This is a genomic window from Campylobacter sp. RM5004 (assembly GCF_022369455.1).
Taxonomy (GTDB): domain Bacteria; phylum Campylobacterota; class Campylobacteria; order Campylobacterales; family Campylobacteraceae; genus Campylobacter_E.
The window spans coordinates 184,569-205,006 of sequence record NZ_CP059599.1 but is presented as its reverse complement, the minus strand read 5'-3'; the positions used below and the strand labels follow the sequence as shown (position 1 = coordinate 205,006).

General features: G+C 31.5%; 17 protein-coding genes, 3 tRNA genes and 3 rRNA genes. 6 read left to right on the top strand and 17 right to left on the bottom strand.

The genetic code is table 11. The features are described 5' to 3' along the window. From AVANS_RS01065 to AVANS_RS01010, 12 genes are all read right to left on the bottom strand, one after another. A tRNA-Glu gene (locus tag AVANS_RS01065) sits at positions 1-76 on the bottom strand. A 20-nt stretch (positions 77-96) separates the two neighbouring features. Beyond that, a tRNA-Lys gene (locus AVANS_RS01060) sits at positions 97-172 on the bottom strand. A 194-nt stretch (positions 173-366) separates the two neighbouring features. Further along, the gene (locus AVANS_RS01055; protein ID WP_239817816.1) at positions 367-1,353 is read right to left on the bottom strand and encodes a beta-ketoacyl-ACP synthase III; all 987 of its coding nucleotides are present in this window, start codon (positions 1,351-1,353) and stop codon (positions 367-369) included. Beyond that, the gene (gene plsX / locus AVANS_RS01050; RefSeq protein ID WP_239817815.1) at positions 1,331-2,320 is read right to left on the bottom strand and encodes a phosphate acyltransferase PlsX; all 990 of its coding nucleotides are present in this window, start codon (positions 2,318-2,320) and stop codon (positions 1,331-1,333) included. The genes AVANS_RS01055 and plsX overlap by 23 nt, the downstream gene beginning before the upstream one ends. A 5-nt stretch (positions 2,321-2,325) precedes the next feature. After that, the gene (gene rpmF / locus AVANS_RS01045) at positions 2,326-2,472 is read right to left on the bottom strand and encodes a 50S ribosomal protein L32 (protein WP_239817814.1); all 147 of its coding nucleotides are present in this window, start codon (positions 2,470-2,472) and stop codon (positions 2,326-2,328) included. 10 nt (positions 2,473-2,482) lie between these two features. After that, complete coding sequence (locus AVANS_RS01040) at positions 2,483-2,833, bottom strand: hypothetical protein (protein WP_239817813.1); 351 nt, start codon at positions 2,831-2,833, stop codon at positions 2,483-2,485. Position 2,834: 1 nt separating this feature from the next. Continuing rightward, the gene (gene ndk / locus AVANS_RS01035; protein ID WP_214116937.1) at positions 2,835-3,248 is read right to left on the bottom strand and encodes a nucleoside-diphosphate kinase; all 414 of its coding nucleotides are present in this window, start codon (positions 3,246-3,248) and stop codon (positions 2,835-2,837) included. A gap of 54 nt (positions 3,249-3,302) precedes the next feature. Then, positions 3,303-4,919, bottom strand: a complete 1,617-nt coding sequence (gene dsbD / locus AVANS_RS01030; RefSeq protein ID WP_239817812.1) for a protein-disulfide reductase DsbD — start codon at positions 4,917-4,919, stop codon at positions 3,303-3,305. Next, positions 4,916-5,566: a cache domain-containing protein gene (locus AVANS_RS01025; RefSeq protein WP_239817811.1), complete on the bottom strand. Its 651-nt coding sequence runs from the start codon at positions 5,564-5,566 to the stop codon at positions 4,916-4,918. Before AVANS_RS01025 ends, dsbD begins: the two co-directional genes overlap by 4 nt. Continuing rightward, a complete protein-coding gene (locus AVANS_RS01020; RefSeq protein ID WP_239817810.1) occupies positions 5,559-6,122 on the bottom strand; it encodes a recombination protein RecR in 564 nt (187 codons plus the stop codon). The genes AVANS_RS01025 and AVANS_RS01020 overlap by 8 nt, the downstream gene beginning before the upstream one ends. Further along, positions 6,109-7,338, bottom strand: coding sequence for an ArsS family sensor histidine kinase (locus AVANS_RS01015; RefSeq protein WP_239817809.1), 1,230 nt, complete (start codon positions 7,336-7,338; stop codon positions 6,109-6,111). Before AVANS_RS01015 ends, AVANS_RS01020 begins: the two co-directional genes overlap by 14 nt. After that, positions 7,338-8,009 carry a response regulator transcription factor gene (locus AVANS_RS01010; protein WP_239817808.1) on the bottom strand — a complete coding sequence of 224 codons (672 nt, stop codon included), beginning with the start codon at positions 8,007-8,009 and terminating at the stop codon, positions 7,338-7,340. The genes AVANS_RS01015 and AVANS_RS01010 overlap by 1 nt, the downstream gene beginning before the upstream one ends. A 78-nt stretch (positions 8,010-8,087) precedes the next feature. Between AVANS_RS01010 and dnaJ the strand changes: the two genes are divergently transcribed. The 4 genes from dnaJ to AVANS_RS00990 all read left to right on the top strand — a co-directional run bounded on the left by dnaJ (position 8,088) and on the right by AVANS_RS00990 (position 11,211). Beyond that, positions 8,088-9,173 (top strand): molecular chaperone DnaJ, encoded by a 1,086-nt coding sequence (gene dnaJ / locus AVANS_RS01005; RefSeq protein WP_239817807.1) that lies wholly within the window; start codon positions 8,088-8,090, stop codon positions 9,171-9,173. 256 nt (positions 9,174-9,429) lie between these two features. Beyond that, positions 9,430-10,008 carry a hypothetical protein gene (locus tag AVANS_RS01000; protein ID WP_239817806.1) on the top strand — a complete coding sequence of 193 codons (579 nt, stop codon included), beginning with the start codon at positions 9,430-9,432 and terminating at the stop codon, positions 10,006-10,008. A 15-nt stretch (positions 10,009-10,023) separates the two neighbouring features. Beyond that, positions 10,024-10,503 carry a hypothetical protein gene (locus tag AVANS_RS00995; protein ID WP_239817805.1) on the top strand — a complete coding sequence of 160 codons (480 nt, stop codon included), beginning with the start codon at positions 10,024-10,026 and terminating at the stop codon, positions 10,501-10,503. Positions 10,504-10,521: 18 nt separating this feature from the next. After that, positions 10,522-11,211, top strand: a complete 690-nt coding sequence (locus AVANS_RS00990; RefSeq protein WP_239817804.1) for a hypothetical protein — start codon at positions 10,522-10,524, stop codon at positions 11,209-11,211. A 1,062-nt stretch (positions 11,212-12,273) separates the two neighbouring features. Here the strand turns inward: AVANS_RS00990 and rrf are convergent. The 5 genes from rrf to AVANS_RS00965 form a co-directional block, all read right to left on the bottom strand. Continuing rightward, positions 12,274-12,390, bottom strand: a 5S ribosomal RNA gene (gene rrf, locus AVANS_RS00985). A gap of 116 nt (positions 12,391-12,506) precedes the next feature. After that, positions 12,507-15,417 (bottom strand): 23S ribosomal RNA (locus tag AVANS_RS00980). Between the two features lie 364 nt (positions 15,418-15,781). Next, positions 15,782-15,857 (bottom strand) — tRNA-Ala (locus AVANS_RS00975). A gap of 100 nt (positions 15,858-15,957) precedes the next feature. Next, positions 15,958-17,466: ribosomal RNA gene (locus AVANS_RS00970) — 16S ribosomal RNA — on the bottom strand. The 16S, 23S and 5S rRNA genes sit together here with 1 tRNA gene alongside, the layout of an rRNA operon. A gap of 572 nt (positions 17,467-18,038) precedes the next feature. Continuing rightward, positions 18,039-18,644, bottom strand: a complete 606-nt coding sequence (locus AVANS_RS00965) for a Crp/Fnr family transcriptional regulator (RefSeq protein ID WP_239817803.1) — start codon at positions 18,642-18,644, stop codon at positions 18,039-18,041. A 63-nt stretch (positions 18,645-18,707) separates the two neighbouring features. On the opposite strand from AVANS_RS00965, the gene AVANS_RS00960 reads away from it, so the two are divergent. Together AVANS_RS00960 and AVANS_RS00955 are read left to right on the top strand one after the other, a co-directional pair. After that, positions 18,708-19,649 (top strand): 4Fe-4S dicluster domain-containing protein, encoded by a 942-nt coding sequence (locus AVANS_RS00960; RefSeq protein WP_239817802.1) that lies wholly within the window; start codon positions 18,708-18,710, stop codon positions 19,647-19,649. Then, positions 19,639-20,307: a cytochrome b/b6 domain-containing protein gene (locus tag AVANS_RS00955; RefSeq protein ID WP_239817801.1), complete on the top strand. Its 669-nt coding sequence runs from the start codon at positions 19,639-19,641 to the stop codon at positions 20,305-20,307. Before AVANS_RS00960 ends, AVANS_RS00955 begins: the two co-directional genes overlap by 11 nt. Positions 20,308-20,438: the final 131 nt, after the last annotated feature.

Below are 20,438 nucleotides of genomic sequence, written 5' to 3'. Positions count from 1 at the left end.
TGGCGACCCTTGAAAGATTTGAACTCTCGTTTCCAAACGGAGAGAATGGCGTCCTGGGCCACTAGACGAAAGGGTCAAACCTGGATCAAAAATAAATGGTGTCCTGTGCTGGATTCGAACCAGCGGCCCCCTCATTAAAAGTGAGATGCTCTACCTGCTGAGCTAACAAGACTTAAAATAAAAATAAGTTTGGATTATACAATCTAAAACTTAAATTAAAATTAATATTTTAAAAAATTAATTCTTTTTAAAAAGTTTTAGCTTATTTTAGAATATAAGTTATATTTTTTATTATTTTTAAAGAAAACAAATTCCTAATTCAAATTCCTTGAAAATTTTAAAGAATTTGAATTAGGAATTTTAAACTTATAAATCTTTATAATTAATACCGTCAAAATAAGCTAAAGCACTACCCCAAGTAAAGCCACCACCAAAAGCATCTAAAAGCATTAATTTTCCATTAGTCAAACGACCTTGTTCATAAGCTTCATTTATTGCAATCGGAATTGATGCTGCTGAAGTATTGCCAAACTTATCAACACATACAACGCATTGCTCATCACTTAAGCCAAGCTTTTCTTGAACATAGCTTATTATTCTTAAATTAGCTTGATGTGGTATAAATAAATCAATTTCATCTTTTTTAAGATTATTTTTTTCAAGTAAATAAGCAACATCATCGGCTAATGTTTTTACGGCTACTTTAAATACTTCGTTGCCTTTCATCTCAAGTTTTAAAGGTTCTGCTTGCTTTGTTTTATTAGAGCGTTTTGTGCATAATAAATCTTTAAATTCCCCATCACTTCCTGTATGAGTATCTACGATGCCTAAGCCATTGCTAGCGCTTATTACACAAGCACCTGCACCATCTCCAAATAAAACACAAGTTGTTCTATCCGTATAATCAAGCACTGAAGAAATCTTTTCTGCACCTATAATTAAAACATTCTTTTTAGCACCACTTTCTATCATAGCACGAGCAAGCTCAAGCATATAAATAAATCCTGAGCAAGCCGCACTTATATCAAAAGCACTAACACCCTTTAAACCAAGCTTATTTGCTACTATTGTAGCAGTTGATGGCATTGTAAAATAATCAGGGCTTAAAGTTGCTACTATAACCAAATCTATATCTTTAGCATCAATTTTTGCCCTTTTAATAGCTAATAACCCTGCTTTATATGCCAAATCACTTGTGTTTTCATTATCTTCTGCGATATATCTTTGTTTAATACCTGTTCTTTTGATTATCCATTCGTCACTTGTGTCTAAAAAATTTTCAAAATCTTTATTTGTTAATGTTTTACTAGGTAGATAAGAAGCAATACTTCTAATGCAAGCTTTTAATTTCATCTTCAATCACTTTATTTACATTTGAATTAGCAAATTTTAAAGCTTGAAAAATAGCATTTTTTATAGCTTCTTCATTGCTCTTTCCGTGGCTTATAATAGTACAACCATCAACTCCTAATAAAGGAGCACCTCCATATTGGTCATAATCTAAATGCTGTTTTAGTGCATCAAATGCACCTTTGCTAAGCATATAACCTACTTTAGCTAATGATGATTTTTTAATTTCACTTTTTAATAGCTTAGCAAAAATGCCCACAGCACCTTCTGCTGTTTTTAATAAAATATTTCCAGTAAAACCATCACAAACAACAACATCACACTCACCTGCAAAAATCTGACCACCTTCTACATTGCCTATAAAATTACTTAGATGTTCTCTTAATAATTTATGAGTATCTTTTGTAAGTTTATTACCTTTGCAGTCTTCTTCACCATTTGATAATAGTGCTATTTTAGGATTTTTGATATTCATTACTTCTTTTGCATAAGCTTCGCCCATAATTGCAAATTGTAATAAATTTTCTTCTTCGCAATCAACATTAGCACCAACGTCTAATACTAAAACCCTACCATTAAATGTAGGCATTAAAGTAGCGATCGCAGGTCTTAACACACCTTTTACTCTTCCTATTCTAAGAGTAGCAAGGCTCATTGTAGCTCCACTATGTCCTGCAGAAACTACAGCGTTTGCTTCATGATTTCTTACTAATTCTACAGCTTTATAAATACTGCTGTCTTTGCGTTTTAAAACATCAGTAGAGTTCTCATCCATATCAAATACATCAGTAGTATGTAAATACTCTACTCTATTTGATAATTCTTGTGGAATTTGATTTCGGATTTTCTCTTCATCTCCAACTAAAATAACGCTAAAATTATCTTTTTCTTTTAACGCTTTAACTACTCCACTAACAATTGGGGTGAAAGAAAAATCTCCACCCATAGCATCAACAGCAACTTTTATCATAGGTATTAATATTCACCTGTTGTTGGATTAATTCTGTGTGGTAATTTCCAGCTTCCGTCTTTATCTTTTACTGGTCTTACTAACTCAATTTTATAATGAGTGCGTCTTTTCGCTGCTCTTGTTTTACTAACTCTTCTCTTTGGAACTGCCATGTTATTCTCCTTATTTACAATTTTGACAATAAAAATAATCGCTTAAATATAAAGATAATTCGCTTTTTAAAACTTCAATTAAGTCTATTTCACCATCATAAAATTCCATAGTATCACTTAATTCATTTTCTTTATCTTTAAATACACCATCGCTTAAATCTAAGTTGATTTTTTCATTAACTTCAACTTCTAATTCAGCAGCACAACTATCACAATAATGTATAACATTACCAACTAAAGTTGCATCTAGTGTAACCAACTTATTATCTTTTCTTTTTAAAAAGCCTTCTAAAACTAAATTATCAAAATCTAGTTTAAAAGGGTATTTTACCGAATTAATTTTACTAAAAGCAATTTTCATTTTAATTTATTTCAAGTTTATTAAAGAAAAACTCTATTTCAATTTTAGCATTTTCTAAACTATCACTACCATGAACTGCATTTGCATCAATACTTTCAGCAAAATCTGCTCTTATTGTTCCTTTTGCTGCTTCTTTAGGATTTGTTGCTCCCATTAATTCACGATTTTTAGCAACTGCATTTTCACCTTCTAACACAGACACAACAACAGGACCACTAGTCATAAACTCAACTAAATCTTTATAAAATGGTCTTTCTTTATGAACTGCGTAAAATTCTCCTGCTTGCTCTTTTGTTAAATATAGTTTTTTAATAGCTGCAATTCTTAAGCCATTAGCTTCAAAACGACTTAAAATTTGACCTATTACACCCTTTTTAACAGCATCAGGCTTTATGATCGATAAAGTTCTTTGCATTAAATCTCCTTAAAATAAAAGCTCATATTATACAAAAATAAATTAATTTTAGCTTTAAAAATTAAGTTCTTTTAATAAAGTTTTTGCATCAACTAAACCAACTATTCTTTTTATCACTTCTGCTTTATCGTTTAAAACTAGTAAAACAGGTGGTCCGAATATCTTGTATTTTTCAGCCATTTCTTGCTCAAATTTATTTGGATTACTAAGGTCAATTTTAATTAAATTATAGTGATTTAAGGCGTTTATTACATCTTTATCTTTAAAAGTTGTTTTTTGCATAACCTTGCAATTTTCACACCAACTAGCAGTAAAATATACTATATTTTTTGATGATAACTCTAATTTATTTGTAGCTTGAATAAATTCTAATTTTTCTTCTACAATTTCATATTTTTCATAATTTCCAAAAACATTATTTAATAAAATAAATGAAAACACTAAAATTAATACTAAAAAAACTTTAAAAAATAACATAATTTTATTTTTTGAGCTCTCAAATAAACCAAAAAATACACAAAAACAAATTCCTAAAATTGCATATAGGATATTAGTTATCGTTTCATCAAACAATCTTTCTAAGAAATATATAGCAATTGTTAACAAGACAAAACCAAAAAATTTATTAACATATTGCATCCAAGCACCAGTTATAAATCTAAAACCAAAACCTATTGCAATAAGTGGAATTCCCATTCCTATACTCATAGCAAATAAAGCACTAGCACCTAAAACAACATCATTACTATTTGCAATATAAATTAAAATTCCAGCAAGCGGTGCTGCAACACAAGGACCTACAATTAAAGCGCTTAAAGCACCCATTAAAAATATCCCTATAACACCACTTAAATTTGTGCTTTTTTGATTAATTTTATTTACTAAAAAATTAGGCATTTTTAATTCATATAGCCCAAACATTGATAAAGATAAAAAAACAAAAATCAAAGAAAAAATAATAATTACAATAGGACTTTGAAAAAACGCCTGAACTCCACTTCCTAAAAGTGCCGCAACAACTCCTGCGATAGTATAGCTAAGAGCCATTCCTAATACATAAACTATGCTTGAAAATACAGGTTTTTTACCACTGCTTTTAGCTAAAATACTAGAAATTATAGGAACCATAGGCAATGTGCAAGGCGTAAGAGATAGCAATAAACCTGATATAAAAAATGTTAAAATATTAATCAAAAATGAAGAATTTAAAAGCTGAATTTCATATTCACTTTTAGCATTTTGTTCTTCTTTTTTTAGTTTAATTGCTTCTTTGTTTGCATATTCTAAACTAAAAGAATTGTTAAGATAATTAAAAGAAGCAACTAATGGCTGATAACATAAACCTTCAGTTGAACATCCTAAATAAAATATTTTTACATTATCATTATCTTTTAAAATAAAATTAGGCAAATTAAACTCAATTTGATTTAAAAATACTTCAACATTATCTTTTAAGATAGGCTTTTTTAAATCAATATCTTTTGTAATATCATTGTTATTATGAGTAATTTTTAATTCGTCTTTATATAAATATACACTAGAATCTAGGTTTAATTTAATTGTTTTTATGGCAGGAGAATTTGAAATCTGAAATTGAAAAACTTCATTAGGTGGTAAAGCTTCTGCAAATAAAATAACACTTAATAATAAAATTTTAATAATTATTTTCATACTTTTCTCCGTTTTTTATATTGATAAAAGCTAAAAAATAAAATCATAATAATTACTATAAAACTACTGATTAATATTAAATTATTTTCATTTCTAGTGATTTTTTTATTTTCTTTATTTATTTTAAAAATATCTAAATCCATTGTGCAACCATAATAAATATTTAGGTTTTCATCTTTTTTAATATAAGTAATTATGTGTCTTATTGAATGATTAGTCCAAAAAATACTAGCTTCTGTAAAACCTTCATTATTAATTTTATCAACTAAGTCTTTTACATACAATTTATTATTAATATCTGTTTCTTGTAATATATTTTGGTTTTCATAATCTTTTGAATAATGTGCTACATAAAAGCCTAAACTATCAAAAGCATAAGCCTTTTCTTGATATTTATTAAAATTGATTTTATTAATTTCTTTTTTAATTAATTCTAATTTTTCATTATGATTTACAGAAGGTAATAAAGTATTTGAATATTTTTCTATCTCATCTACTATTGTTTTTGCTTGTTTTATAACTTCGCTTTTTACATCTTTATTTTCTTGTAATTCATAAGCATTATTGAGCATATTATAAACATTAACGCTATTAACAATAACGCTAAAGCACGCAAGTAAAGTAAAAAATACAATAACCCTAAGCATCAAAATTAACCTTATTTACAATAGCACTGGTTAAAGAATTAATATCAATATCTTGTATCTTAATTCCATTAGGAACACCTTGAGCGATTTTGCTAATTTTCATATTGTAATTCTTAAAATAATCTTCTAAATAAAAACAAAGAGTATCCGTGCTAACGCTTGGTGTATAAGCTAATAATAATTCTTTAATATCAAACTTAATTATCATTTGTTCTAATTTTTTTAAATAATATTCATTCATTTTTGAAAGTATGAAATATCTTCCTTCATATACATTACATTCATCAATAAAAAACACATCTTTAGGGCTTTCTACTAGACAAATAATCTCATCAAGCTCTAAATTAACACAATAATCACATAATTCATTTTCACTTAAACATCCACAAATTGAGCACTCTTTTATATTTTTTTTAGCGTTTTCTAAAGAATTTACTAATTCTTCTAAAAGATTTTTATTTTCATAACACAAATAATAAGCCATTTTTAAAGAAGTTTTTTTGCCTATTCCTTGAATTTTTCCTATGCTTTTGCATAAATTATTAAAATGTATCAAGCGTTACCTTAAAATTATGATATTCATTAGTATAAAAATACTCTATCTTATAACCTTGAGTATCACAAATATATTTAATCAAATAAAGACCTAAACCAAAACTATTTGCAGTATTTTTACCTCTTATAAAAGGCTTAAAATATTCATTAACATCAAAATCTTGTTCTTCGCCTTTATTTCTAACTATTATCTCATTTGCAAAGAATTCTATAATACACTTACGCTCACTTGAATACTTTAAAGCATTATCTAATAGATTTTTAATCAAAATAACTAATAAAGAACTATCTACTAAAATCTTTTTATTAACATGCATTTTTACATCAACTACACTTAAATCATCTAAATATAAAGCATTAAGAGATTCTTCTAGTAAGGTTGAATAAGTTTTTTCTTCTAAAACCACATCATGATTGCTTGATAAGATTTCTTCTAGATTTTTTAGTTCATTAATTAAACTATTCATATTCTTAAAAACATTTAACAATATTTCTTTATTTTTTTCATTTTCTGGCATACTTGCTGCAAACATTCCCTTAGCAATAGGAGTTTTTAGCTCATGCATAATTGCTCTTAAGAAAAATCTTCTAGCTACTGTTAATTCATTATTTTTTTTAATAGCTTTATTAAATTCTTTATATAAAATTCCTATTTCATTGTTTTTTTCATATACAAAATTACTAGGTCTATTGTTTAATAAATTAATTATGTGATTTTTTAAATGATGCAGCGGTTCTATTAAAAAATAACAAAACAATAAAGATAATATAAAAAGACCTACCATACAAAAAGTTAAAACCAAAACATTATTACTTGTTATATTGCTATCGTGGGTATTTTCATAAACTCTTGTTGTATTGTTTTTAATATTATTAATCTTTAAAAAATATCTATTATCATAAACTATACCACTTACTAAACCAAAATTTGTCTTAATATCAATAGGCTTATCCGTGCTTGTATATATCTCGTTAATAAAATCTTCATCATTAATTTCTTCAAAATCAATGTCTAATAAGTATTTATTTATTTGAGAAGCAACGCCACTAGAATAAAGCTTATCAAGCGTTAAAATCGCAAAATAAAGCCTACTTTCATTCTCTAATCTTAATGCTGTTTGCGTATATTTTAAAATAGTTGCTGAAATTATAGAAGTTAGCAACACACTAACTATAAAAATGGTTACTAACTTTGCTCTAATTGAAGTAAATCGCATTAGCCAATAAGCTTATAGCCTATGCCACGAACTGAAAATATATGTTTAGGATCTTTTGAACTATCGCCTATTTTATTTCTTAATCTTCCGATAATTACATCTAAACTTTTACTGTCTTTTTCCCTTAAAGATCTACAGCTACTAGCTAATTCTTCCCTTGAAACCGAATAGCTATGTCTTTTTACTAAATAACTTAAAATATCGTATTCAGCAGGTGTTAAGCTAAGTGGTTTTTTATCATAATAAATTTCATGTTTTTCATGCTCTACTTTAAATAAAGTGCTCACCTCTTCTTCAGGTGGTAATATAGCTTTTTTATATCTTCTTACAAGTGATGAAACTCTAGCTTGTAATTCAGTAGGCTCATAAGGTTTTGGTAAATAATCATCAGCTCCTAATCCAAGTCCTAAAACCTTATCACTTGTATCACCTCTAGCACTAGAAATAATAACAGGAATATCATATTTTTTACGAATTTCTTTACATACCTCAAGCCCATCCATTCCTGGTAGAGTTAAGTCTAATATTAAACAATCAAATTGACTAATATCTGCTGCTAAACCTTCTGCAGGAGTACTAAAATTAGTCACTTTAATGTTAAACTTTGCCAAAAACTCAGTAATAAGACCAGCATATTCTACTTCGTCTTCAATCATCATTACATTAATCATTTTTTCACCTTTATTTATTAAAGTCTTTTCATTCTAACAATATTTAATTTATAAACGATAAATTGCAAAAGGAAAACAATGCGTGATTTTTATGAAATTCTAGGAGTTAGCAAAAACGCTAGTCCTGATGAAATCAAAAAAGCTTATAGAAAACTAGCCTTAAAATATCATCCTGATAGAAATCAAGGCGATAAAGATGCAGAAGAAAAATTCAAAGAAATAAATGTAGCTTACGAAACACTAAGCGATGATGCTAAGCGTGCTAGATATGATAGATACGGAGAAGCTGGGATTAACGGCGGTGGTGCTGGTGGATTTGATTTCGGTGGATTTTCAAATTTTAGTGATATTTTTGGCGATATTTTTGGTGGTTTTGGTGATAGTGATGATGAAATTGATGAAGATTTATTTATAACTCTTGAATTAAGCTTTAAAGAAGCAATATTTGGCTGCAAAAAGAAAATCAATTATTCATACAAAACAAGTTGCGTAAAATGCGATGGCACAGGTTCTGCAAGTAAAACAACTCATACTTGCTCAAGATGTAATGGTAAAGGCAAAGTAGCTATTAGACAAGGATTTTTCCAAATGGTTAGCACTTGCGATGCTTGTGGGGGCAAAGGTAAGGTTATAAAAGATAAATGCTCAAGCTGTCAAGGAAGCGGACAAGAAAGCAAAAAAGAAGAGCTAGAAGTAACAATTCCTGAAGGAGTAGATAACGGAGTTACTCTAAAGTGTGCTAATAAAGGCAATGAAATTGGCAAAAACGAACGCTCTGATTTATATATAAAATTAAGAGTTGCGAGAGATGATAGATTTATTAGAAAAGGCGATGATATTTATATTGATGTGCCAATATTATTTACTCAAGCAGCGCTAGGCTCTAGCATAATTGTGCCTACAATTAGAGGCGAAGCAACCATTCAAATACCATTTGGCTTAAGCGATAAACAACTTGTAAAAATTAGTGGCGAAGGTGTAAAAAATCATCACACAAGAAGAACAGGCGATCAATTCGTTCAACTTAGCATTATGTATCCAAAACATATAAACGCAGAACAAAAAGAATTATTAGAAAAACTAAACGAGAGTTTTGGTATCAAAAACGATGCGAAAGAACAACAACACGGCATATTTGATACTATAAAATCATGGTTTAAATAATTTCAATTTCCTAATTCAAATTCTGTGAAAATTTTTTTTAGAATTTGAATTAGGAATTATAAAATTTTAACTATACGTTTTATGCAATAACAAATTAAACTAATAAAAAAACTATAACAATAACTGCGATTAACCACAAACTGATTTGTTCTATTCTGCTAAATAACTCTATAAAATCAAAATAAATACTAATATTATTTAAGCAAATTTTAAGAATGGGGGGGGGTATTATACTGATTTTAAATAAAGGATTTTTATGTGTGAAATATCAAAAAATATTTTTGAGAAAATTAAAACAGATGGCTTATATGCGTATAATAAAACTGATTTGTATGATTATCTTATATACCTACTAGATAAAGAAGAAAGACTACTAAACAAATCAAACGACGAATTATCAAGGCTTTTAAAGATAAGCTCTAGTAAAGTAAATGCCTTAAGGGCAAATATAAGCGTTAAATTTATGAATGTTAGTGAATACGAAAGCTTATTTTTAGACTTTTTATCACAGCTTTCAAGTAAAAATATAAAAGAAGACGAAACTCACTATATATTTACCATAGAAAATAAAGCTATAAGAAACTTCATAGAAGCAAAACTAAAAAAGCATTGTAATGATACAGCCGACTACACACTTAATAAAGAAAAAATAAAAATCTTAAAAAGTGATTTCATAACACTTTTAGAAAAGGAGGGTAGCGAAAAAGAAAATATACAAAAATTAGCTCAAAAGCTAAAAACAACAAAAACTCTAGATAAAACTATAGATATTATCGCTGAGTTTTTCCCAGTTTTAAAAAAACTAAAAAATACTTATCAAATCGCACAAAAATAATTTAAGGAGATTTAAATGAAATTAAACAAAATATTATTAGGTTGCCTTTTATTTGCTTGTATTGCAAACTCTGGAGAACTTAAACTTGAAAGCACAACTGGTGGAAATTATTTAACAGTAAAAGATGGTGATTGCTTTACGACTGGATATAATCCAGAAATCGCGGTTGTAAACAATAATATAATAATGAACGATTATTCTATATGTGAGTTTAGTATAACAGCTAAAGAAAAAATAGAAATTTTAAATTTAGAAGTAAATAAAAATATACCAAAAGAAGTAGCTAATTGCACGTCAGATGCCAGACAAATTTATGAAAAATCACCAAATCAAGGTGTTTTAAAAGCAGGAGAAACTAGATGGTATAAGATTAAATGTCTTAATCTAGAAATGAAAGCGGGATTAAAAAGCATAACAATTACCACAGATAAAAATAAAGCAACTTACAAAAATCCTAAAAAATATGTAGATGAAGATTATTTTATAAGAAACTGAAAAAAATAAGGAGATTTTATGAAAAAAATAATGTTATTTATGGCACTAGGGTTAAGTTTATTTGCTTTTGACATAAAGCAAATTGAGCCTACTTGTAAAAATTCAAATAAACAAACAGAATGTCTTGATAAAATATTTGATGCCTGGAATAAAAAATTAATAAATTCTAATCATTTTAATACAGTTAAAAATTTATGTCTTAAATCAAATAGTGCTGGTGCTTGTGCTGGAGCTACTATTTTAGCAGACTATGGAAGTGAAGAAGAATTTAGAAAAATTGGCATGATTGATATTATGTATAAAGTGTGCAATCTAAAACCATTTACAAATCAATCCGGAGTGAGTAGTTATTATGCATGTTTTGAATCAGCAAACTTAGCCCTTATGTTAAAAGATAAAAAGAGTGCAATCAACTTTAGCAATAAAGCTTGTAAGGCTGGCAGGCAAGATGGTTGTGCTTTATATAAAAAATTAACACAAGCTCCACAAGCAAAACAATCAAAACAAGCAAGAATTAAAGAATTAAAAGCTAAAGCCGCAGAACTTGAAAAAAGAGCAAATGCTGCTGGTAATCCTCAAGCCTATCACGATTTAAAAGAGCAAGCAAGCGATTATCGTGCAAGAGCTATAGCATTAGAAATTGGTGGTGAAAACGCAGAAGCTAGTGAAGATATAATAAGAGCACTAGAACAAACTTTTGGTGGCTAATAAAATAGCATAATTTATATACCTACTTTACAAAAAAAATAAACGAAATTTAATTTTTAAATTTCGTTTATTAAATTTATACTTTAATAACTTGTTATTTGAATTAAATAAAAAAATATATAAAAATTGATTATATTTTCATAAAGTCTAAATCCTATATGTTTATCACTATCTCTCAAGAATCAAAATTGCTAAATATAAACATTTAAAAAGTTAACCATTAAATTTACTATATTTTTATAAATGATAGTTTTATTATAACAATTTATAAGATTACTACTAATTTCATATATAAAATCAAAAATACATGAATTATTTTTTAATATATCATATTATTTAATAAAATTATATAGATTTTGAAAATATTGTATATAGTTTTATTTTCATAAATACACTAAACACTAAAACTCATTTAACTTCTTTAGCTTTTATTATTCTTTATTGTATTTAAATATTATTGTGTGATTTATTTGTTTTTTTAACTTAATTTGATTGCAATGATTTTAATTAATAACTTTATTTTTAATAGTTTATTTCTTTTGATATTAGTTATTAATTACTTATATATAATTAACGTCAAACTAATTAAAATAACTTACCCTATTTAATTAGCTTTTTATATGTTATTACCAAACCTCTAAACCATACCTAAATTATTTTATATATCGCTCATCTAACTGATTTTCTTCCTTTGCCTTTTTTATAGCAAAAAACCTTTTTCTAGCTTTCTCATCTTTAAATGCCATTTTATTTCCCTTATATAACTTTTTACTAATTATAATCTCTATAATTTACTATCAAAAACTAATCCATATAAATTCTTAAAGCATAATTTAGCACTCACCACCAACCTTTTAAAAAGATAGTAGCTAAATTAAAAAATTAAATTAAAAAAAGAATTCAATAAAAACAACAACCATAAAAACCAGAAAAATGCAATAAAAACACCTTCTAGCCCTATCCCGTTTTTAAAAAAATAAATAAATATAAAATTGATTTAAAAAAATAAATATGTAAAATTAATTATTATTAAAAAGAAAGGAGTTAAAAAAGATTTTAACAAGTCCGCAACGAGCTACTTTCCCCATACCAGTAAGGTGCAGTATCATCGCCCACAATGTGCTTAGCTTCTTGGTTCGGGATGGGACAAGGCGTTACCACATTTGTATAATCACGGACATTGTTATTTAAATCTATTAGTTTTTAATAAACTTAAATAACAATGTTAAAAGCAAGTAATTTAAACTCTTAAACTTACTAAAGTAATAAACCTTAGCAAGGAAGTAATGCTTATTTAAAGTAAGCGGACGGTCTATTAGTATTGGTCAGCTAAATGGCTTTCACCACTTACACACCCAACCTATCAAGCAGCTAGTCTTGCTGCGACCTTAAGAGAAGATTCATCTTAGAGTTGGCTTCGAGCTTAGATGCTTTCAGCTCTTATCACATCCGAACTTAGCTACGCTGCGATGCTCTTGGCAGAACAACAGCTACACCAGTGGTTCGTTCAACCCGGTCCTCTCGTACTAGGGTCAAATCTCTTCAATCTTCTTACGCCCACGGCAGATAGGGACCGAACTGTCTCACGACGTTCTGAACCCAGCTCGCGTACCGCTTTAAATGGCGAACAGCCATACCCTTGGGACCTGCTCCAGCCCCAGGATGCGATGAGCCGACATCGAGGTGCCAAACCTCCCCGTCGATGTGAGCTCTTGGGGGAGATCAGCCTGTTATCCCCGGGGTACCTTTTATCCTTTGAGCGATGGCCCTTCCACACAGAACCACCGGATCACTAAGACCGACTTTCGTCTCTGCTTGACGTGTTTGTCTTGCAGTTAAGCTGGTTTATGCCTTTATACTCTACAAACGATTTCCAACCGTTTTGAACCAACCTTTGTAAGCCTCCGTTATTTTTTGGGAGGCGACCGCCCCAGTCAAACTACCCACCAGACATTGTCCTACGTGAGGATAACTCACGCTAGTTAGCTACCCGAATAAGAAAGAGTGGTATCTCAACGATGGCTCATTATAAACTGGCGTCTATAACTCAAAGCCTCCCACCTATCCTGCACATTCTTATCCAAGTAGCAGTGTCAAGCTGTAGTAAAGGTCCACGGGGTCTTTCCGTCTTGCCGCGGGTAGGAGGAATTTTCACCTCCACTACAATTTCACTGGATCCCTCTTTGAGACAGCTCCCATCTCGTTACGCCATTCATGCAGGTCGATATTTAATCGACAAGGAATTTCGCTACCTTAGGACCGTTATAGTTACGGCCGCCGTTTACTCGGGCTTCGATCAAGAGCTTCGCATTGCTGCTGACCCCATCAATTAACCTTCGAGCACCGGGCAGGCGTCACACCCTATACATCCACTTACGTGTTAGCAGAGTGCTGTGTTTTTGGTAAACAGTCGGGAGGGACTCTTTGTTGTAAGTTTCCTTGCTTTCGGAGTAAATCCTAATACAAGGCTAACCACACCTTATACCGAAGATACGGTGCTATTTTGCAGAGTTCCTTAAAGAGAGTTCTTCCACGCGCCTTAGAATACTCATCCCACCCACCTGTGTCGGTTTACGGTACGGGCAACATTATCTAAACTTAGAAACTTTTCTTGGCTCGACGGCATCAGCAATTCTTCCTTCCATCCGAAGACTTCAGAAAGCCTTTCAGTTCTCGGTCTAACGTTACACGGATTTGCCTGTATAACAACCTACGACCTTAGACTAGCACTTCCATCAGCTAGCTTGCTTAGCCCTAAGCGTCCTTCCATCGCACAATAATGTTGGTATTGGAATATTAACCAATTTTCCATCGCATACCCCTTTCGGACTTTGCTTAGGACCCGACTAACCCTACGATGACGAGCATCGCGTAGGAAACCTTGGGTTTACGGCGTTAATGATTCTCACATTAATTATCGCTACTCATGCCTGCATGCTCACTTCTATACGCTCCAACGCTCCTTACCGGTACATCTTCAACGCCTATAGAACGCTCTCCTACCACTTAGTAAAAACTAAGTCTACAGCTTCGGTACTTATTTTAGCCCCGTTATATTTTCCGCGCAAAATCACTAGACCAGTGAGCTATTACGCTTTCTTTAAAGGATGGCTGCTTCTAAGCCAACCTCCTGGTTGTTAAAGTAACTTCACATCGTTTTCCACTCAAATAAGATTTAGGGACCTTAGCTGGTAGTCTGGGTTGTTCCCCTCTCGACGACGGATTTTATCACTCGCCGCCTGACTGCTGTGATTACACTATAAGTATTCGGAGTTTGATAGGGTTTGGTACATTGGTGTATGCCCTAGCCCATTCAGTGCTCTACCCCTTATAGCTACTACACAACGCTATACCTAAATATATTTCGGAGAGAACCAGCTATCACGAAGTTTGATTGGCCTTTCACCCCTATCCACAAGTCATCCGGAGCCGTTTCAATGGCCGTCGGTTGGGTCCTCCACTAGCTCTTACACTAGCTTCAACCTGCTCATGGATAGATCACTTCGTTTCGGGTCTGCAGCATCTGACTTATCGCCCTATTAAGACTCGCTTTCGCTACGGCTTCACGTTAGCTTAACCTTGCCAGACACCACAACTCGCAGGCTCATTATGCAAAAGGCAGTCCATCACACTGTATTGCTACATAGTGCTCTGAATGATTGTAAGCAAATGGTTTCAGGTTCTATTTCACTCTGATCACCTCAGTTCTTTTCACCTTTCCCTCACGGTACTTGTACACTATCGGTCAGACATTAGTATTTAGGGTTGGATCGTGGTCGACCCAGCTTCAGACAAGATTTCACGTGTCTCGCCCTACTCAGGATACTGCTAAGTAAAGTAAAGATTTTATGTACGGGAGTATCACCCTCTACGCTCAAGCTTTCCAACTTGTTCTACTATCTTTGCTTAGTCTTTATTGCAGTCCTACAACCCCACTAGTAAACTAGTGGTTTGCCCTCTTACGCTTTCGCTCGCCGCTACTAGCGTAATCTCTATTGATTTCTTTTCCTGTTGGTACTAAGATGTTTCAATTCCCAACGTTCGCTCCATATATGGTAATACATATCTCTATGTATTGGGTTGCCCCATTCGGAAATCTACGAATTAATGCCCCTTGACGGCTCCTCGTAGCTTATCGCAGTCTAGTACGTCCTTCATCGCCTCTGTCTGCCAAGGCATCCGCCATTCGCTCTTATTAGCTTACCTTTATTAATAATGTTAAATATTATTACAATTAAAATTGAAATATATTTGCATGCATTATTGTTATTGTTTTTAGTATTACTAAAACGCATTACTTCCTTGCTAAAGTTTTTATGTAATCATTCTTAACCTTCAAGACGGAAAGCGTCTAAGCTGTGATGCTTAAAAACTTTTTCTTAATATTTAAGAAAGAGATTAAGACTTAATTACCTTTAACAAGCTTATGAAATTGTTTTATATTACTTGCTTGTGACTCTTAACATTGATAAATAAAATAACACTAGGTTAAAACTATATATAAAAATAGAATTAAATTAAATAAAACCTAGAAAGAACATTTGCTTAAATGCTCTGTTTAAGTTTTAAATGGTGGAGAATAGCGGGATCGAACCGCTGACCTCCTGCGTGCAAGGCAGGCGCTCTCCCAGCTGAGCTAATTCCCCATATCAATACTCATTTCAACCTTTGATATCCAAACAAGCTCTCAAGAGCTAGTTAATTATTATCTACTCTTTAGTGTGAGTTAAAGAGTGTGTACTCTAGAAAGGAGGTGATCCAACCGCAGGTTCTCCTACGGTTACCTTGTTACGACTTCACCCCAGTCGCTGATTTTGCTGTGGGCGGTAACTAGTTTAGTATTCCGACTTAAAGCACAATCAACTCCCATGGTGTGACGGGCGGTGAGTACAAGACCCGGGAACGTATTCACCGTAACATAGCTGATTTACGATTACTAGCGATTCCGGCTTCATGCTCTCGAGTTGCAGAGAACAATCCGAACTAAGACATATTTTATAGATTTGCTCCACCTCGCGGTATTGCTTCTCATTGTATATGCCATTGTAGCACGTGTGTAGCCCTGGGCATAAGGGCCATGATGACTTGACGTCGTCCACACCTTCCTCCTCCTTGCGAAGGCAGTCTATTTAGAGTGCTCAGCCGAACTGTTAGCAACTAAATACGTGGGTTGCGCTCGTTGCGGGACTTAACCCAACATCTCACGACACGAGCTGACGACAGCCGTGCAGCACCTGTCTCTAAGTTCTAGCAAGCTAGCACCCTCTTATCTCTAAAAGGTTCTTAGGATATCAAGCCCAGGTAAGGTTCTTCGCGTATCTTCGAATTAAACCACATGCTCCACCGCTTGTGCGGGTCCCCGTCTATTCCTTTGAGTTTTAATCTTGCGACCGTACTCCCCAGGCGGTATGCTTAATCCGTTAGGTGCATTACTAAAATGACTAGCATTCTAATAACTAGCATACATCGTTTAGGGCGTGGACTACCAGGGTATCTAATCCTGTTTGCTCCCCACGCTTTCGCGCCTTAGCGTCAGTTAAGTTCTAGCAGATCGCTTTCGCAATTGGCATTCTTAGTAATATCTACGGATTTTACCCCTACACTACTAATTCCATCTGCCTCTCCCTTACTCTAGAATAGCAGTTTTGAATGCAGTTTAATGGTTAAGCCATTAGATTTCACATCCAACTTACTACTCCGCCTACGCGCCCTTTACGCCCAGTGATTCCGAGTAACGCTTGCACCCTCCGTATTACCGCGGCTGCTGGCACGGAGTTAGCCGGTGCTTATTCTTACAATACAGTCAGTATTCTTCTTGTAAAAAAGGAGTTTACGCTCCGAAAAGTGTCATCCTCCACGCGGCGTTGCTGCTTCAGGGTTTCCCCCATTGAGCAATATTCCCCACTGCTGCCTCCCGTAGGAGTCTGGACCGTGTCTCAGTTCCAGTGTGTCTGATCATCCTCTAAGACCAGATATGCGTCATAGCCTTGGTAAGCCATTACCTTACCAACTAGCTGATACAATATAGCCCTATCCCTTACCGAAAAACTTTCCCGCCCTAACTTATGTTAGAGCGGAGTATAGAGTATTAGCAGTCGTTTCCAACTGTTGTCCTCTTGTAAGGGGCAAGTTAGCTATACATTACTCACCCGTGCGCCACTAATCCGTCTAGCAAGCTAGACTTCATCGTTCGACTTGCATGTGTTAGGCACGCCGCCAGCGTTCACTCTGAGCCAGGATCAAACTCTCCATAATTTAAATGATTATTTTTTAATTTTAAAAAATTAAAAAATAAATAAAATAATGAAGTGAATGATTTAAAACTTAATATAAATATTTAAAAGTTTTAAATGGCTCTTGATCACTTGTTTAGATATCAAAGATTGACGTTGAAATAATTGATATATTTAAAATTAACAATAAAACTATTTAAAAATAACAAGTTTGATAACCTGAAGTTATGCAAACGAAAGCCTGAATTATATACATCAAAACTTAAAGTATTCTTAAACATAGAAAAAATTTTTAAAAAAATTGAAAAAAATGAAAATTAGTGAAAAAGTTTTTAACTTATTTGAAATGGACTAGTGGTAATTGATTGTTGAAAATACTTGGGAAATAAGGGTTTAGTGGGGTTTATAGTCGGTAGGGATTTATATGTGAAGTTTATAATATAAATAATTATGAAAAATTAAATTCCTGTTTTAAATTCTTTTAGATAGTTTTATTTTTAGTGGTGTGGTTAGAAAAATGGTTTATGTTTAAAGAATTTGGGATAGGAATTTAGATTTTAAATCTAACATTATCAAGGCCTTATTTCAAATTCTTTAATCACAAATCCTAATAATTCCCCTTTGCATTGTGATTTTATTTTCACTTTTTAATTCTTTTAATATTTTTGTTACAACTTCTCTTGAGCTACCGACAGCTCTTGCTAATTCTTCATGAGTAATTTTTAATTCATTATTGTTTGCATTATCCTTTATGTATCTTAAAACACGATTTGCAAGTGGCATAAAAGCAAAATCTTCTAAAAATCTCATAATTTCACTAAGTCTTTTTGAAACAATATCTAATTTTAATTGCTTAAATTCTAAATATTTCTCGCTTAATTCTTCTAAATCTTTGCTAGGAATTAGCCATACACTAGTGTTTTTTACAAACTCAATATTCACATCAAAACTAATATTATTTAACACGCAAGAAGCAGACAATAAACAATATTCATCGTTTGATAAATTAAAAATATCAATCTTTCTAATGCCATTATCAATAAATATTTTGATACTTCCATCAATAATAAATATAAGCCCTTGGCATTGCCATAAATCATCGCCCTTTTTATAGGTCTTAAACAAGCCTTTTTCTAAACACTTTTTAATTAGCTCATCGTTTGTAAATATAGAATTTAAAAAATTTTCAACTTTCTTCATTGTAACTTTATCACATACATAATTTTTAAAAATATTTATACTTTATCAAAAACAAGGAATATTATGAGTTTAGATAGAAGAAATTTTTTAAAAATAGCAGGAATTGCTAGTGTAAGCAAGGTTTTTGCAAATACAAATCAAGAAAAAAAGGCAAAACTAATTGATTTAAGCCTTTGCGATGGTTGTGCTGATTTTAAAACACCTTTATGCGTAAGCGCTTGTAAGACAAAAAATAAAGATGTCTTTCCTAAACCAATAAGCAATATACCAAACTATTATCCACAAAAATTTTATGAAGATTATCAAGACAAAAAAGATGAGATAAATAGACTAAATCCTTATAATTTCATCTATGTTGAAAAATTAAACATAGATAATAAAAACATAAATATCCCAAGACATTGCATGCATTGTGATGAGCCAACTTGCCTTAAAATATGTCCGTTTGGAGCAATTAGCAAAGATAATTCAGCTGTTAAAATTAACCCTAATGTTTGTTTTGGTGGAGCAAAATGCAAAGATGTTTGCCCTTGGCACATACCACAAAGACAAGCAGGAGTTGGAGCTTATCTTAAAATAGCGCCCAAATTAGCAGGTGGTGGGGTTATGTATAAATGCGATTTATGTGCTGATATTAGCACCCCTGCTTGTGTGAGTGCTTGTCCTAAAAACGCAATGATATATGCAAATAAAGAAGAAATAAAATTACTAGCCTTAAAAAAAGCACAAGAATACAAAGAATTAGCTAAAGATAATGGCACATATATTTATGGAGATAAACAAAACGGAGGAACTGCTACTTTTTATGTATCGCCGATTTCGTTTGAAAAAATTCAAGAAGCAATAAGCAAAAAACACGCAAACAACACTCAAGGAATAGCACATATGAAAGTAGATGTAAATAACAAAATAACCAGTAATGACAAAATAATTAAAAGTGTTTTATTAAGCCCTATTGCAGGGGTTTTAGCAGGTGTTTTACTAAGGAAGAAAAATGAAAATTAAAAGACAAAGTATATTTAATCAAATAACACATTTAGGAATAATGATTAGTGTTTTTGCATTGATTTTTAGTGGTATTTTGCAAATGCCTGTCGCAAAAAGATATATGATTTACAAGCTACCTTTAATGTCATGGAGCACGGATTATTATATTAGCTTGATGGTTCATTATATTTTTAGCATTAGCTTGATGTTTTTTGTGTTTTTGCATATTACTTTTTATATTTTACGCAAAGATTTTTCAATGCTTCCAAAAAAAGGCGATATTAAAAAAAGCATAAAATTAATCTATGCAATAATTTTTAATAAAGAAGAAGAACCTTGCGAAAAATATCTACCAGAGCAACGCCTTGCATATTTAGGACTTGTAATTATTATGGCTATTATAATAATCACAGGGCTTATTAAAACTTATAAAAATTTAGCAGGGGTTTTGATTAGCGAAAACTCTTTATTTTTGATAGCATTACTACACAATATAGGAATGTTTTTGATAATTTTTTGGATATTTATACATTTATTTGCTTTTGTTTTTAAGGCTAATAGAGCGCTTTTAGGTGCTATGTTTGGTGGAAAAGTTGATGCTAAATATGTATTAAAAAGGCATAAATTATGGCAAGAAGGTGTGAAAGCTGCTAAGAAAGTTTTAAAACTTTCTTAATCTTGCTTATAAAATATACAAACCAAATTCCTATTTTAAATTCTTGTGTCTAAAACAACATAAAAACAACCCAATATTAATAAAAAATTTTTTTAAAGGTAAATCTATAAATTTTATTTTTCTTTAAAAAA